Consider the following 14,757-nt stretch of genomic DNA (forward strand, 5'->3'; position numbering starts at 1 on the left):
CGTTGCGCCGGAGCCGGTTTCGATCAGTCCTACAGTAGAAAACACATCAGATCGAGATCCCGATCGAGGCAGATCTGCAACCAATCGATCAGTTCGTCCACCGCTTCGGCAATCTGCCGGTCGCGCAAGCGCGCCGACCGCAAACCAGCGAATTCGTTTGACAACGCGGCGATTTCGCCGCAAGTAAGCGATCCGATCCGCGGCGACCCATCATAGGGCGGCAGTTCGACCGGAGCACCCGAGCCGACCAAACACATGGGATCGAAATCCACTCCCACAGCGGCCAACCCGTCCCGCACCGCATCCGACCACCCCGCCCGCACCGCCCAACCGGACAGCGCACATCCGCCGTACTCGCAGAGCAGATGCAACGCATATCCATAGCAAGGCCCGAGCTCATCCCGCTTGGGTTCACCACAGAGCAACTGCCGCAACACATCCCGCCCGGTCAGCGCCGAACCACGTTCGCGCAGCACCCCGTCCAGCGGACCGAACAACTCCCCCACCTCGTCCGCAACCACATCCGCGAACTCACCCCCATAGGCCCCAACGCATCGCACCCCGTCCAGATCGATCGTATACGGCCGCAAGAACCGCACCACAGCACCCTCCCCGAGATTGCTCCCACAATCCTATTCGGATCCGAAGCCCATCGCCCGGCGCAACCCTCCCGTGCCGATGTTTTTGCCACCGTTGTGGTTCTGACCCAGAAGCCGCGATCGCGCGCCTTCGCAAGAGAAGCTGCTCAGCAAGTGAATATTACCGAGCCACAACGAATTCGGCTCGCCCCTGAGAATCCGGCAGCCCTCGGAGCGACCACGCTATCTGATGGTGCAGTTCGGCGTGAATTGAGATCGAGCAGCATTCGACAGAGCGATAGAGCTCAGCGCCCCAGCTGGTGTCGGATGTAATCCGGGTGGGGCGCCCCGACCTCGATACGGTTCTCGTCGAGACCGTTGACGATCCGTAGACAGCCTCCGGCGAAGGCGAACTCCACCGCCACGGTTCCAGCTGCCAGGTCGTAGTCTTTCGGCCGCCACTCGAGCAACGCGACTTCTCGCAGTTCTTGACCGACAAATGATTCGAGGCGTTCATCGCGGTGTGACCACTCGGGCGTGAGCTCGAACCATTCCCATCCGGTAATGGCCACCGCAGTATCGATCGTGTCCCAGCCGATCGAGAGTTCGTCGAACTTCGTATGGCAGATCTCCACCTGGACGCCGTCGAAGTCCAACACCACCGGGCATTCGGCGTACCAGTCCCCGTCCTCGATGAAGCGCACCAAGGCGAACCCCGTCAGCGCCCTACCGGTGAGCATCGCCAGACGTGGCCAGTGCGCCTGCCGAACCGCCTCGACCCCGACCAGGCAGGACGGCTCGAAACCAGAGATCCCCATATCCACAGCAGCTGAGTCTTTCGCTCTGCGGCCCAACCCGCCAGCACATATTCGAAGCAGCGGCACCTGACAGAAAAGGCCCTCCCGCGCCGTTGCGGGAGGGCCTTTGGACGTAACGCCTTGTGCTACAACGACTTACACGTCGAAGTAGAGTTCGAACTCGTACGGGTGCGGGCGGAGGTTCACCGGGGCGATCTCGTTGTCGCGCTTGAGCTGGATCCAGGTTTCGATCAGGTCGTCGGTGAAGACGCCACCCTCGGTGAGGTAGTCGTGGTCCTGCTCGAGCCGGTCGATGACGGACGACAGGCTGGTGGGCGCCTGCGGGATGTTCTTGGCCTCCTCGGGCGGCAGCTCGTAGAGGTCCTTGTCGACCGGGGCGGCCGGCTCGATCTTCTTCTTGATGCCGTCCAGGCCCGCCATCATCATGGCGGCGAACGCCAGGTACGGGTTGCCCGAGGAGTCCGGCGCGCGGAACTCGATGCGCTTGGCCTTCGGGTTGTTGCCGGTGACCGGGATGCGCACGGCCGCGGAGCGGTTGCGCTGCGAGTACACCAGGTTGATCGGGGCCTCGTAGCCGGGCACCAGGCGGTGGTAGGAGTTCACGGTCGGGTTGGTGAACGCCAGCAGCGACGGCGCGTGATGCAGGATGCCGCCGATGTACCAGCGCGCCAGATCCGAAAGACCGCCGTAGCCGGCCTCGTCGTGGAACAGCGGCTTGCCGTCCTTCCACAGCGACTGGTGCACGTGCATACCCGAGCCGTTGTCACCGAACAGCGGCTTCGGCATGAAGGTGACGGTCTTGCCCTCGGCCCATGCGGTGTTCTTGACGATGTACTTGAACAGCTGCAGGTCGTCGGCGGCGGACAGCAGGGTGTTGAACCGGTAGTTGATCTCGGCCTGGCCGGCGGTGCCGACCTCGTGGTGGCCGCGCTCCAGTTCGAAACCGGCGTTCTGCAGGTTGGTGGAGATCTTGTCGCGCAGGTCGACGTAGTGGTCGTACGGCGCGACCGGGAAGTAGCCGCCCTTGTTACGAACCTTGTAGCCGCGGTTCAGCGTGCCGTCCGGGTTGAATTCGGCGCCGGTGTTCCAGGAGCCGGAGATCGATTCGATCTCGTAGAAGGCGCCGTTCATGGCCGAGTCGTAGCGGATCGAGTCGAAGATGTAGAACTCCGCCTCGGGCCCGAAGTACGCGGTGTCGGCGATGCCGGTGCTCTTCAGGTACTCCTCCGCCTTGCGCGCGACGTTACGCGGGTCGCGGCTGTAGGCCTCGCGAGTGAACGGGTCGTGCACGAAGAAGTTGAGGTTCAGCGTCTTCGCCGCGCGGAACGGGTCGATGCGGGCGGTGCCGTAGTCGGGCAGCAACAGCATGTCCGACTCGTCGATGGACTGGAAACCACGAACGGAGGAGCCGTCGAAGGCTAGTCCTTCTTCGGCGAGGTCAGCGGTGAACGCCTTGGCCGGGATCGAGAAGTGCTGCTGCACACCCGGAAGATCGCTGAAGCGGATGTCGACGTATTCGACCTCCTCTTCTTTGATGTATTTGATGACCTCGTCGGCCGTGCTGAACGTCACTTGTTCTCCTTAACGGATCGGTTCCCAGCGAGTGTCGATTGCATGGGCACGTCGCGACCTGACGCTATGGACGCGAAGTTTCCCAGTAGTCAAGACCGTGTTTCGCCAGTGTTACACGTGCGGCTGATCGGGCGGGTTTGCCCGCCCGGAGCGAACAGCATGCTAGATCCTGCCACCCGGCTATGAACGGGCAACAGGCACTGGGTAGTTGCTCGATGTGTGTCGCACCCCGGCCGCCCGCGCCGGGCCGGATTTCCGGCGCGCGACGCTCCCCTATCCTGAAGGTATGGGACGTACGACCGGCTCCTGGCTTTCCGGACCTTCCGCGGAATCCGGTGATTCGCCGACCTCCGACTATCCGGGTGAACTGCTCGGCCTCCCGCGCGAGGGCGCCGGTTCGCTGGTCGGGCTGGGTCGCCGGGTGGTCGCGCTGCTCGTGGATTGGCTTATCGCGCTCGGCATTTCCGCTCTGTTCGTGCGCGGCGGCTCGACCTCCAGCCTGACGCTGCTGGTGTGGTTCGTGATCGGCGTCGGCGCGGTGACGCTGTTCGGTTACACGCCGGGCCAGTACTTCCTGCGGCTGCGGACCATCCGGATCGATGCGCCGGTGGGTGTCGGCCTGGTGCGCGCGCTGGCCCGCCAGGCGCTGCTGGTGTTCGTGGTGCCCGCGCTGTTCACCGATGCCGACGGGCGTGGCATGCACGACAGGGCCACCGGCACCGCACTGGTCCGCGCCCGCTGAAATCGCCCCCGCTGAAATCACGCCCGCTGAAATCACCTCGGCCGAATAGCGCGAAGGCCCGTATCCCCAAGCGGGATACGGGCCTTGACAGTTTCGCCGATCAGCGACGGCGGATGGTGCGCTGCACGCCGCGCATCTTCGCGCCCGTCGGCATCGGACCCTTCGGCAGCGCCGGGCCGGTGCGCGAGTTGAGCGCGGCGAGACGGCCTTCGATGAGGTCGATCCGCTTGGCGTCGATATTGCGTGGCAGCTTGGTCAGGTGCCGTTGCAGGTCCTTGAGCGGAACCTGGCCCTCCTCGTTGCCGATGATGATGTCGTAGATCGGGGTGTCGCCGACCAGCCGCGCCGTCCGCTTCTTCTCCTGTGCCAGCAGGGATTTCACCCGCTGCGGGGCGCCCTCGGCGACCAGGATGACGCCGGGCAGGCCGATCACCCGGTGCACCGCGTCAAGCTGCGTCGTCGCGGCGATACCGTTGCTCACCCGCCACTTGCCCTGCAGGTTGTCCAACACCCATGCGGCGGCGCCCGCCTGACCCTCCGCCTTGGCATACACATTCTTCTGCACCCGGCGGCCGAAGATGATGAACGCGAGCAGCACGCCGAGCAGCACACCCACCGGCACCAGGAACCAGGACAGCCCGAAGATCAGGCCGAGCACCAGGAACACCACGATGCTGCCCACCAGCGCGCCGATCATCAGCGGCAGCAGCAGCTTATCTTCCTTGCGCTGCATCTGGAACGCTTGCCACAGCTGCTGACGGCGTTCCTTCGACTGCTGCTTGCGGGCCGCTTTCGCCGCGGCCTTCGCTTCCTTGGTGGGCTTACCTGCTGCCATACCGTCCAGCTTAGTGAGCGGCGCGAAACCGCCGAGCGGCGGCAGGTCAGTTCAGTCCGCGCCGGGCGATGGGTCCGAGCACGGTGAGATCCAGATCACCGGATGCCTCGGTCCAGCCCATGGCGCGCAGTTCGGCCGGGGTGCGCACGCCGAGCGCGTCGTGCAGGCCGTATGCCACCGAACGGGCGAACGCGAGCATGCCTTTGCCGGAAATCGGCCAGAAAAGGGTGCGGGTCCAATTATCCACCGCGGGCTCGGTCCAACCGTAATCGCGCAGCGCCTTGGCGGCGTCTTCCGAAATCGGCCGAGCCAGATACTGATTGCCGGTGAGTTCGGCGGAAAGTTTGATGTCGTACTGCACGAATTGCACATAGCGATTGCCGGGCGCCGCGATGATCAGGGTCGCCCGGCTGGGTAGTTCGTTCAAACAGCGCGCCAGTGCTCGCACGAACCCGTCCCAGTCCGCGGTCACCGGCTCACTCATATTTCCCCCGGGAACTCGCATTGGCCCGATCATACGCCGCGCCGCCTGGGACACTACTCGAATTCCCTTGCCCGCCTACCCCGTTCACCTTCGTCCATAGCAGATTCGCATGAACTTCTCGCCGCCGATACGGGCAATTGGCGGCCACTGCGGCAATTGAAATTCGGCGAGCGCGAAGGTCCGGTAATCGGGTGGACGCGAACGATGATCTTCAAACGACACCACCTTGGTGTTCAAGTTGCGGCTACCGGGCGGTGTTACCTTCCGGGCGTGTGTGCGCGGTTGGTGGTGAGCATCCATGACGTCGCACCGGCGAGTGCGGCGCAGACGGCGCGCTGGTGCGCCGACGCGGATGCCTTCGGCATTCCGGTGTCGCTGCTGGTGATCCCGGGTCCGTGGCGCGGCGAGCGGCTCGCCGACCATCCGGATTACGCGGCGTTCCTCCGGGAGCGGCGGGCGGGCGGCGACGAGCTCATGGTGCACGGCTGGATCCACCGCGCCGGACCGGAGGGTCCGCTGGCCCGCCGCGCCGTCGGCCGGGCCGTCGCGCGAGGTGCGGCCGAATTCGCGGCGCTCGATGCCGCGACCGCGGCGGCGAAGCTGCGCGCGGCCACCGCGGTCATGTCCGAATTCGGGCTGTCCACAACGGGTTTCACCCCGCCGGGCTGGTTGGCATCGCCCGCGGCGGAGCGCGCGCTGCGCGATGCCGGATTCACCCACACCACCAATCACTTCGGCGCGAAGGAGCTGCGCACCGGGCGGCTGCACCGCGGCTTCGCGCTCTCGCACCGCCCCGGCGGCGGCTGGTCCGAGCGGCTCGGCGCCGACTTGTTCGAGCGGTTCGCGCGCCGCACCGCGGTCCGTGGCGGGCTGGTGCGGCTTGCCCTGCATCCCGACGACCTCACCCGTCCGGGGCTGCGGGAGACTACGCTGCGAGCCGTGGACGCGGCACTCACGGCGGGCGCGCAGGCGAGCACCTATGCCGATCTGGTCGGATCGGCGGTCGGCTAGTGCGCATCGTCCAACTGGCCAACTTCTACACCCCCGCTTCCGGCGGGCTACGCACCTGCGTCGACGAGATCGGGCGCGGTTACACGGTCGCCGGTCACGAGCGGGTGCTGGTGGTGCCGGGGCCCGCCGACTCCGACGAACAGACCCCGGCCGGACGCCGAATCACGGTGCGCAGCCCCAAATTCGGGGCCGCCGGATACCACGTGCTGACCGCGCGCCGCACCCGCGTCGTGCTGGACCGGCTCTACCCGGACGTCCTCGAATGCAGCGATAAACTCAGCGTCCGATGGCTCGCGCCATGGGCCCGCCGCACCGGGGTGCCGCTGGTGCTGTTCTCGCACGAGCGCATCGACGCCATACTGCGTTCCAGGGTGCCGCGCGGCTTCCCGCTCGCCGCCGCCGCCGACCTGGCCAACCGCCGACTCTGCGTCCGCGCCGAAAAGGTGGTGGTGACCTCGAATTTCGCCACCGCCGAATTCGACAGGATCGGCGCGACCAACGTCCGGCGCATCCCGCTCGGCGTCGACCTGACCACCTTCCGGCCCACCGAAAGCGATTCCGCCGCCGATGTGGTGCGGCTGGTGCTGGTGAGCAGGCTGTCGCGGGAGAAGCGGGCCGAACGCGCCATCGAGGCGGTTCGCGAGCTGCGGGCGGCCGGAATCCACTGTCGGCTGACCGTCATCGGCGACGGTCCGCTGCGTCCGCGCATGGAGCGCCTGGCCGCCGGGCTACCGGTCGACTTCCGCGGGCATCTCACCGATCGCGCCACCATGGCGGCCCTGGTGGCCGACGCCGATATCGCGGTATTCCCCTCCCCCGCAGAAACTTTCGGACTCGCCGTGCTGGAGGCGCTGGCCTGCGGGACACCGGTCGTCGTGCCGGAGGCCGGGGCGGCCGGTGAACTCGTCGGGGCGCCGGGATCGGGTGTCGTCTCGGACGGTTCACCGCGCGGGCTGGCGGCAGGGGTTCGGGAGCTGTTGGAAGTGCCTGCGCCGCAACGCCGTATCGCGGCGCGGACGGCGGCCGAGCGGTTTCCGTGGTCGGCGACCGTCGCGGGGATGTTGGCGTTGTACGCGGATTACGAGAGCCCGTCGCGCACCGCGTGATCGGCTTCGCGCCGCTAGGAAACCGCTACTGGGACAACGGGTTCCGGTGTCGGCTCGCGTTCGTCGTGTAGCGTCGGCGAATTCGCCAGCAGCGCGATGCCCGCGAGCACAGGTAGCGCCGCACCGGCCAGCCAGAGCGGTTGCGGATGGACCGCGACGGTGAAAAGCGTTGCGCCCGCCGTGTAGCTGAGCACCGGGTCGGTGATGGTCATGGCGGTGAGTGCGGTGGGTAGCGAACCGCGGGCGTACGCCTCTTGGGTGAGCAGTCCGCCGAGGGTGGTGGTGACGGGGATGCCGAGCAGCGCCCAACTGGGATGCGGCAGTGCGTTCGTCGCGACGACGACCAGCACCGCGGTGCTGGCGAAGCAGCAACCCGCCGCGATCGCGAACATCGCCGACCGCAGTTGGGTCGACCGGGCGGGCCTGCCGAGCAGCACCAGCCCGCCGATGGCGAATACGACGACGAGCGCGGCCCTCGGCAACAGCTCGGTCCGCACCTGCGAATGCTCCGGTACGCCCTGACTCACCAGCAGGATCAGCCCGGCGCAGACGAGTACGGTGCCCGCCCAGTCCCGCAACAGCAGCCCGCGTCGCCGCCGGGCCGCGGCCAGCGGCAGCGCGAACAGCAGCTGCACCACCAGCAGTGCCTGCACCACGGAGATCGCGCCGAGCCGCAGTGCGGCCGCGTGCAGCGCGAACCCGGCGACCAGCGCACCCTGCCCGATCAGCCACCGGCGGTCGGCGATCAGCCTGCGGATGATGGCGGCGACGGTCAGCCAACGCGCCTGCCCGGCGTCGGCGGCGGCCTGACGGGCGGCACCCTGCTGCAGCGCGGCCGACACCGCGAACAGCAGTGCGGCCAGCAGCGCGAGCCCGATCGCGGGTACCGCACGCAGGTCGACGTTTTCGAGGCCGGGCGCCCCGACGGCATGCGGCATACCGCCATGTTTGCCGGGCCGGGTGAACGCGGGGTGGCCGAAGATCGGCGAGTCGGCAACGGATACCCCCGAACCCACCCCGGTTCTGGGGGCTGGACCGGGTCCGAGGCAAACTCGAAGGTCCTATGGTGATCGATCGAACCGTCTTGTCGCGCGTGCTGCTCGGGCTGTTGCTCGTACTCGGTGCGACCGTCCCGGCCACCGCCGCCGCGGATCCGGTAAAGGTGCCCTACCAGTGGAAGCAGGCCTTCTTCGACGCGCCTGACGGCACCCGGCTGCACGCCGACATCCTGCGTCCGGCGGGCATTCCCGACGACGCCAAGACACCGGTGATCATGACGGTGAGCCCGTACCGCGCGCACCTGATGTATCTGAGCGTGCCGCGGCCCGAGGGCGGCCCGTCGGTGGACAACCTCAATGTCGAGATGTTCCTGAACGCCGGCTACACCTATGTGATCGTCGATCTCGGCGGCTTCGGCGGCTCCACCGGCTGCCCGGACTACGGCGGCCCCAGCGAGCGGCTGGATGTGAAGACCGCGGTGGAGTGGGCCGCAGATCAGCCGTGGTCCACCGGCAAGGTCGGGCTCGCGGGCACCTCCTACGAGGCATGGACCGGCATGCTCGGATTGGCCGCCAAGCCAAGGGGTTTGGCGGCGGTGGTGGCCGCCGGTGCGGTCGTCGACCCCAACTCCTACCTGTACATGCAGGGCATCGCGTGGAAGTTCGGCGGAAAACCGGTGACGGAGAGCGGAATTCGCCCCGGCGACTGGGCCGGATACGAACATCTGCTTATCGCTTCCACCCCGCCGCGCCCCGATGACCTCCCCGAATACCGGGCCAATGCCATCGGCCGCCCGCGCGACTGCTACGCGCGCTACGCGCAGAGCATCGCCGATCACAACGCCGACACCTCGTTCTGGCAGCAGCGCAACCTGTTGAACGACTTGCGCGGCAACACGATTCCGACCTTCCTGGTTCAGGGCTTCGTCGATCCCAACACCAGGGCCAACCGCCAGTTCGACGCCTGGAACGCGATGGGGCCGGGCGACCACAAGGCCTGGTTCGGCGAATGGGGCCACCGCGACTGCCACGATAAATGCGGCACACCGAATTTCGACGGCGAGGTGCTCGCCTTCTTCGACAAACATGTGGCGGGCCGGGATGTGACGGTGCCGGGCCCGCGCATCACCGTCGGCGCCTTCGACGGCTCGTGGCGCTCCGAAACGGCCTGGCCGCCCGCGGATTCCCAGCGCGTTCCGATCACGCTGCGCACCGGTGAGTACACCGACCGCGGCCTGATCCCCGGGCCGGACCGCGAAATCTGGTCCATCTCCGAACCTTTGGCCGAGCAGCAGCACATCGCGGGCGCGCCTTCGGTGTCGGCGCAGGTGAACGGCCCTGCGGCGGCGAGCATTACGGCCGAGGTGTACGACATCGATCCGGCGGGCACCGCCACCGTCATCACCCGCGGCATCGCACCCGTCGGCGACGGTAAGCCGCAGATCCGCCTACTCGCCCAGGATTGGCCGATTGCCGCCGGGCACCGGATCGGCATCCGGATCACCGATGTCGCCGACGATCAGTGGGCGCACGCGGCGACCAACGCGCGGGTCACCGTCACCGCGGCGACGGCGGAACTGCCGCTGCTGTCCGCCTACCGGCACGGCGACCTGCCGGGCGGGATCGGCGAGGGCATCACGAAATGGCGCGCCGAGAAGACGATCCCGATCGATCCTGCGCTGGTGAACAATGCAGTGGTGCCGATGAATCTGCCGAGCCGTACCGGCGACCGATGAACCCTGCCGACCGCGAGGTAGCCGAGCGCCTGGCCGCCGCGCTGCGCTGCGCCACTGTCTCGGCTGAACAGGGGGTCAGCGCGCAGGCTGCGTCTGCTGGACCACAGCACGAGTCCGCCCCTCTCAGCGCGAACCTGGCGCAAGCCGACGCATCTCCGGAATCACAGCGTGAATTCGTCCGGCTCGGTGCGCATCTGGAGCGGTCCTATCCGCGGGTGCACACCGAGCTCGAGTTGCGCATGTTCGGCCACAGCAGACTGTATCGCTGGGCGGGCGCCGAGCCGGGTGTCTCGGCCATTCTGCTGGCGCACCTCGACGTGGTGCCCGCCGATGATCGCGACGGCTGGACCCATCCCCCGTTCGCGGGCGTCGTCGACGACGAATTCGTTTGGGGCCGTGGCGCGATCGATGACAAGAGCCGGGTGCTCGCGATCCTGGAGGCGGTGGAGGCCGCGCTGGCCGCCGGGGTGCGGCCGCGGCAGACCGTCTACCTCGCCTTCGGGCACGACGAGGAGGCGTTCGGCGGTACGGGCGCGGCCGCGATGGCCGCGCACCTGCGGGCCGAAGGCGTGCGCGCCGACCTCCTGCTCGACGAGGGCGGGGTGATCACCGAGGGCATCGCCGACGGTATCGATATCCCGGTCGCCGGCATCATGGTGGGCGAGAAGGGTTATGCCACAGTCCGATTGCGTGTTTCGGCGGTGGGCGGGCATTCGTCGATGCCGGGCGGGCAGACCGCGGTCGGCCGGATCGCCAGGGCCGTCGCCCGCGTCCAGGATCATCCGATGCCGCTGCGGATGACGCCGGTGGTCACGGACATGCTGCTGCGGTTGCGCGACCACATGCCGGAGGCCCGCCGCAAGCTGATGCGCTTCGCCGATTACGCGGGGCCGCTGGTCACCCGGGTGCTCGCGGCGCGGCCGCAGACCGAAGCGCTGGTGCGCACCACCACCGCGCCGACCGTCATCCGCGGCGGCGTGCAGTCGAACGTGCTGCCCCAGCATGCCGAGGCGCTGGTGAATTTCCGTATCCTGCCCGGGGATTCGGTGGCCGGGGTGCTGGAGCACTGCCGCAGGGTGGTGCGCGATCCCGGCGTCGAACTCGATCTGGTCGGCATGTCGTCCGAGCCGTCGCGCCGCACCGGGCCGGGTCCGTCCTTCGGGATGATCGCGGAGCTGACCACCGCCATCGTCCCGGGCATCGCGGTGACCACCGGCATCGTCCCCGGCGCGACCGATTCCCGGTACTACGACGACCTGGCCGAGACCCGCTGCAATTTCGCCCCCATCGTGCTCACCGCCGCCGACCTGGCGACGATCCACGGAACCGACGAGCGGATCTCGCTGGTCAACTACGCTCGACTCATCGAATTCAACCGGCGGCTCATCGACCGGCTGGCGCACGATTCGGTGACCGTGCACCAGGACTGACCGCCATGACTCCAGATGCAGGAGCGCCATGACAACCGAGCCGAGGGCAAGCGAACGCACCGGCGATTTCGACGGCAAAGGCAGCCGCGTCGCCTGGCGCGCTTGGCTGCCGGATACCGAGGTAACGGCCGCCATCGTGCTCGTACACGGCGTCGCCGAACATTCCGGCCGCTACGCGCACGTCGGAAAGCGTTTCGCCGACGCGGGTTTCGCGACCTACGCGCTCGATCACATCGGCCACGGCAAGTCGGCGGGCGGTAAGGCCAATATCGGTTCCATGGACGGCGCCGCCGACAATGTCGCGGCCATGCTCGATATCGCCCGGCGCGAACATCCCGGCGTGCCGAGGTTTCTCGTCGGGCATTCGATGGGCAGCCTCGTCATCCTGTATCTGGCCACCCGCGCACCGATCGATGTGGCGGGCATCGTGCTCTCCGCGCCGCCGCTGGATATCCCGGTCGGCAATCCGGTGCAGCGCCTGTTCGCTCCGGTGCTGAGCCGCCTCACCCCGAATCTCGGTGTGCTGACCCTGGATTCGTCGATGATCAGCCGGGACCCCGCCGTCGTCCGGGCATACGACAGCGATCCACTGGTCTACCGCGGCCCGCTGCCCGCCCGCACCGCGACCGAAATCCTCAATGCCACGGCGACGGTCAAGCAGCGGCTGAACCGGCTGACGGTGCCGCTGCTCGTGCTGCACGGCACCGCCGACGCGCTGGCCGCGCCGTCGAGCACCGATATGATCGAACGTGGCGCCGCCGCAAAGGATCTCACCGTCATCCGGTACGAGGGCCTCTATCACGAGGTCTTCAACGAACCCGAACAGGACAAGGTGCTCGGCGATGTGGTCGCCTGGCTACAGGCCCACCTGTGACTATTTGTACTTGCTGAGGCAGGCGGATTCGCCGTCGAGGACGCCGGAGCGGAAGGCCTCCAAGCGTTCGTAACCGCTGGCGGCGACCTTACCGTCGACGTCGGCGGCCGCCGCGCCGTCGGCGAGCAACCCGGATACCGCGGCATCCAGATCGCCCGCGGTCAGGCGCGGATCACTGCTCGGGTCGGCGAGTTTGGCGGTGGCGACGCCGGACAGGCACGCGGTGCGCAGGCCCGCGGTGTCGGCGCCGGTCAGCGACAGCTTCCGATCCTGTTCCACCGCAAGGACATAGCGGGAGATGAAGACGACGAACGCGGCGTAGTTGCCGGATACCGTCGCGCCGAGCGGATCCTTGTCGACCATCGACGCGCCGCGCTTGGCCAGCGTCGGCAGATCGACGCCGATCTTGTTCGAATTCGGGCAGTAGGACACCGGATCCGTCGGCGTCACCTGCGGGCAGTTGCGCACCAGACCCGAAAAGTCGTACTGCGGCGGAGTTTTCAGCGGGAAGATCTTGGCGAGGGCCTGGCTGGTGAGCGTCAGCGACGGCTGGTCGACCGGCAGCTGCTGATCCTGATCGCCCGGTTCGAAGGTGGTCGGCAAAGTGCCTCGGCGCTGGGTGATCTCGGCCTTGTCGATCTTCTTGCAGCCGGGAGCGCCGTCGTTCCAACCGATTTGCAGCGCGGTGACCCGCTCGAACGCCGAACCGTGCACATTCTTCGGATTGTTCGGATCCTTGTCGCGCACCGCGACCGTGGTGGCCAGTACGGAATTGAGCCCGTCGGTGGTGTTCAACGTGAAATGCTTCGACTTGCCTTCGGCCACTTGGCGCATGAACACTCCGGCGAAGCAGTCCGCCTGCTGTTCGAGCACCAGCGTCGGGGTGCGGTAGCCGTTGAGTTTGGCCTGCGACTGCACCGAGTGACCGTATTCGTGGGCGAGCACCATCACCACCGACATCGGGCCGTACCGCTTCACCAGCGCGGGCAGCAGCACGCCGCGATCCCAGCCGATGGTGTGGTCGAGGTCGCAGTAGGCGGCGTTCACCACGTGGTAGGTGTTGGCGCGGCAGAAGGTCACCGATTTCTCCTTGGACGCGTTGGCGTCCCAGGAGATGTAGCGGGTGACCGGCGTGAACGTGCCGGAGAAGTTCTTGCCGTATTCGGTGGTCCAGAATTCGTCGAGATCGGCGAGCGCGTCGAGTGAGAGCTTGTCGTATTGCCCGCCGTCGCCGTTCTCCGCGGTGCGGTTGGCGTCCGGGACGCCGGGGCGGGGGCCGTTCGGGCCCTTGGCGCCCGCGTTCGATGCCGCGCCCGCGGCCAGCTGCCACGGGTTTTCGGCGCTGGACGGGGTCGCCGGGGTGCCGACGGTCGCGGTTTTCCCGCAGCCCGTCGCTGCCGCGGTGACCATGAGCAACACCGCGAGCGCCGCGAAACGCAACCGTTTGCCAGTCATCGGATTCCCTCCCCGAGTCCGCCCGGTACCACCTGCCGCCGAGCCCGTCTCATCGTAATAGCGACGGGGCTGTTGTACGTATCAGAATCGGCGCGTCGGGCCGGGTCAACGAGTCATCCGCAGCCGCGCCAACAGTGCCCGATGATCCGAACGCGGAATCGTCAGTGTCCGAATATCTTCCGTATTGCCGTCCGCGACGAGCACGTGATCGATGCCGATCACCGGACCCCAGCGCCGGTCCGCGGGAAAAGTCGGCAACCAACCCGCACCGGCTTGATCGGCGGCCGAGGCGAACCGCCCGGTCAGTAGGTCGCGGAATTGCGAATGATCGCGGGTCGCATTGAAATCCGCGCCGACTATCGCCGGACCCGGCACGGCATCGAGGATTTCCCGGATCCGTCCCAATTCCGTGCGCCAGATCGCGAAATCGGCCGTCGGCGGTACCGGGTGGAAGGCGAATACCGAAATCGGGCCGCGCTCAGGGTGTTCCATCGTCGCGGAGAGGTTGTTCAGCACGAAGCCGTCGTATTTCCTGGTGTCCCGCAACGGATAACGGCTGTAGATTCCGGTGCCGCCACCGCCTTTCGCCGTCGGCTGCACGTATCGGTAAGGCAGCACCTGTTCGATACCCGCCGCGGCCAGCCGGTCCACCTCGGCCTGGGTCAGTTCTTCCAGGGTCAGCAGATCCACCGACTCGGCATGCACGGCACGCACCAGCGTCTCCGCATCCCCGTTGCCGTGCCGCAGATTCGATTGCAGGACATTCACCGCGATACCGGTGGCCGCCTTGCCGTCGGCGACGAACCACGGCACGCAGGTGCCGATAACGGCCACCACCACCCCACCGGCGAGCACCGCGCTGCGCCAGGCACGCGTCGTCGCGCACAATACGAATCCGGCCAGCGCCGCGGCCATCAGATACGGTGCGCCCGCCGCCAGCAGCACGGTCGACTGCCGCCGCGCCGACCCGAAATGCAGTGCGATTCCGGCGATTCCCGCGAGGACCGCGCACCATCCCGCCCCGAGCATCAACCGCCGCAACCACATTCGCATGCCCGAAACCCTAAGCGGGCGATATGTGTCGGCGGTGGCCGAGCTGTGCCGATCTTGTGTGGATA

The 14,757-nt window shown here is 67.5% G+C and carries 14 protein-coding genes; 6 read left to right on the top strand and 8 right to left on the bottom strand.

What is annotated here, in order from left to right; all coding sequences use genetic code 11:
* Positions 1-29: 29 nt before the first annotated feature.
* From LGY53_RS22710 to glnA, 3 genes are all read right to left on the bottom strand, one after another.
* On the bottom strand, positions 30-602 hold the full coding sequence (locus tag LGY53_RS22710; protein ID WP_225728708.1) for a hypothetical protein: 573 nt from the start codon (positions 600-602) through the stop codon (positions 30-32).
* A 281-nt stretch (positions 603-883) separates the two neighbouring features.
* On the bottom strand, positions 884-1,402 hold the full coding sequence (locus tag LGY53_RS22715) for a hypothetical protein (protein WP_225728709.1): 519 nt from the start codon (positions 1,400-1,402) through the stop codon (positions 884-886).
* 129 nt (positions 1,403-1,531) lie between these two features.
* Complete coding sequence (gene glnA, locus LGY53_RS22720; RefSeq protein ID WP_167473751.1) at positions 1,532-2,968, bottom strand: type I glutamate--ammonia ligase; 1,437 nt, start codon at positions 2,966-2,968, stop codon at positions 1,532-1,534.
* Positions 2,969-3,254: 286 nt separating this feature from the next.
* On the opposite strand from glnA, the gene LGY53_RS22725 reads away from it, so the two are divergent.
* Positions 3,255-3,710, top strand: a complete 456-nt coding sequence (locus tag LGY53_RS22725; RefSeq protein ID WP_167473750.1) for an RDD family protein — start codon at positions 3,255-3,257, stop codon at positions 3,708-3,710.
* Positions 3,711-3,810: 100 nt separating this feature from the next.
* Here the strand turns inward: LGY53_RS22725 and LGY53_RS22730 are convergent, their stop codons facing one another.
* Positions 3,811-4,545, bottom strand: a complete 735-nt coding sequence (locus LGY53_RS22730; RefSeq protein ID WP_167473749.1) for a DUF4191 domain-containing protein — start codon at positions 4,543-4,545, stop codon at positions 3,811-3,813.
* Between the two features lie 46 nt (positions 4,546-4,591).
* Entirely contained in the window at positions 4,592-5,050 is a 459-nt protein-coding gene (locus LGY53_RS22735) for a hypothetical protein (protein ID WP_225728710.1), read from the bottom strand.
* A 249-nt stretch (positions 5,051-5,299) separates the two neighbouring features.
* Here LGY53_RS22735 and LGY53_RS22740 point away from each other — a divergent pair, with 249 nt between their 5' ends.
* Positions 5,300-6,040 carry a DUF2334 domain-containing protein gene (locus LGY53_RS22740; RefSeq protein WP_225728711.1) on the top strand — a complete coding sequence of 247 codons (741 nt, stop codon included), beginning with the start codon at positions 5,300-5,302 and terminating at the stop codon, positions 6,038-6,040.
* The gene (locus LGY53_RS22745; protein ID WP_225728712.1) at positions 6,040-7,146 is read left to right on the top strand and encodes a glycosyltransferase; all 1,107 of its coding nucleotides are present in this window, start codon (positions 6,040-6,042) and stop codon (positions 7,144-7,146) included. The genes LGY53_RS22740 and LGY53_RS22745 overlap by 1 nt, the downstream gene beginning before the upstream one ends.
* 14 nt (positions 7,147-7,160) lie before the next feature.
* Here LGY53_RS22745 and LGY53_RS22750 read toward each other — a convergent pair whose 3' ends face one another.
* Positions 7,161-8,162, bottom strand: coding sequence for a DMT family transporter (locus LGY53_RS22750; RefSeq protein WP_225728713.1), 1,002 nt, complete (start codon positions 8,160-8,162; stop codon positions 7,161-7,163).
* Between the two features lie 47 nt (positions 8,163-8,209).
* Between LGY53_RS22750 and LGY53_RS22755 the strand changes: the two genes are divergently transcribed.
* From LGY53_RS22755 to LGY53_RS22765, 3 genes are read left to right on the top strand one after another with little or no spacing between them, the layout of a single operon-like run.
* Complete coding sequence (locus tag LGY53_RS22755; protein ID WP_225728714.1) at positions 8,210-9,880, top strand: CocE/NonD family hydrolase; 1,671 nt, start codon at positions 8,210-8,212, stop codon at positions 9,878-9,880.
* On the top strand, positions 9,877-11,310 hold the full coding sequence (locus LGY53_RS22760; RefSeq protein WP_225728715.1) for a M20/M25/M40 family metallo-hydrolase: 1,434 nt from the start codon (positions 9,877-9,879) through the stop codon (positions 11,308-11,310). Before LGY53_RS22755 ends, LGY53_RS22760 begins: the two co-directional genes overlap by 4 nt.
* Before the next feature lie 28 nt (positions 11,311-11,338).
* Positions 11,339-12,184, top strand: a complete 846-nt coding sequence (locus LGY53_RS22765; RefSeq protein ID WP_225728716.1) for an alpha/beta hydrolase — start codon at positions 11,339-11,341, stop codon at positions 12,182-12,184.
* Here LGY53_RS22765 and LGY53_RS22770 read toward each other — a convergent pair whose 3' ends face one another.
* Positions 12,185-13,639 carry a metallopeptidase gene (locus tag LGY53_RS22770; protein WP_225728717.1) on the bottom strand — a complete coding sequence of 485 codons (1,455 nt, stop codon included), beginning with the start codon at positions 13,637-13,639 and terminating at the stop codon, positions 12,185-12,187.
* Between the two features lie 105 nt (positions 13,640-13,744).
* Positions 13,745-14,692, bottom strand: coding sequence for an endonuclease/exonuclease/phosphatase family protein (locus LGY53_RS22775; RefSeq protein ID WP_225728718.1), 948 nt, complete (start codon positions 14,690-14,692; stop codon positions 13,745-13,747).
* Positions 14,693-14,757: the final 65 nt, after the last annotated feature.

The organism is Nocardia sp. JCM 34519.1 (assembly GCF_020361265.1).
GTDB lineage: Bacteria > Actinomycetota > Actinomycetes > Mycobacteriales > Mycobacteriaceae > Nocardia > Nocardia arthritidis_A.

What these genes read in the sequence shown, in the direction of transcription:
- LGY53_RS22725 (WP_167473750.1), top strand. Translation starts at nt 3,255, where the DNA reads ATGGGACGTACGACCGGCTCCTGGCTTTCCGGACCTTCCGCGGAATCC.
- LGY53_RS22765 (WP_225728716.1), top strand. Translation starts at nt 11,339, where the DNA reads ATGACAACCGAGCCGAGGGCAAGCGAACGCACCGGCGATTTCGACGGC.
- LGY53_RS22775 (WP_225728718.1), bottom strand. Translation starts at nt 14,692, where the DNA reads ATGCGAATGTGGTTGCGGCGGTTGATGCTCGGGGCGGGATGGTGCGCG.
- LGY53_RS22730 (WP_167473749.1), bottom strand. Translation starts at nt 4,545, where the DNA reads ATGGCAGCAGGTAAGCCCACCAAGGAAGCGAAGGCCGCGGCGAAAGCG.
- LGY53_RS22755 (WP_225728714.1), top strand. Translation starts at nt 8,210, where the DNA reads ATGGTGATCGATCGAACCGTCTTGTCGCGCGTGCTGCTCGGGCTGTTG.
- LGY53_RS22735 (WP_225728710.1), bottom strand. Translation starts at nt 5,050, where the DNA reads ATGCGAGTTCCCGGGGGAAATATGAGTGAGCCGGTGACCGCGGACTGG.
- LGY53_RS22770 (WP_225728717.1), bottom strand. Translation starts at nt 13,639, where the DNA reads ATGACTGGCAAACGGTTGCGTTTCGCGGCGCTCGCGGTGTTGCTCATG.
- LGY53_RS22760 (WP_225728715.1), top strand. Translation starts at nt 9,877, where the DNA reads ATGAACCCTGCCGACCGCGAGGTAGCCGAGCGCCTGGCCGCCGCGCTG.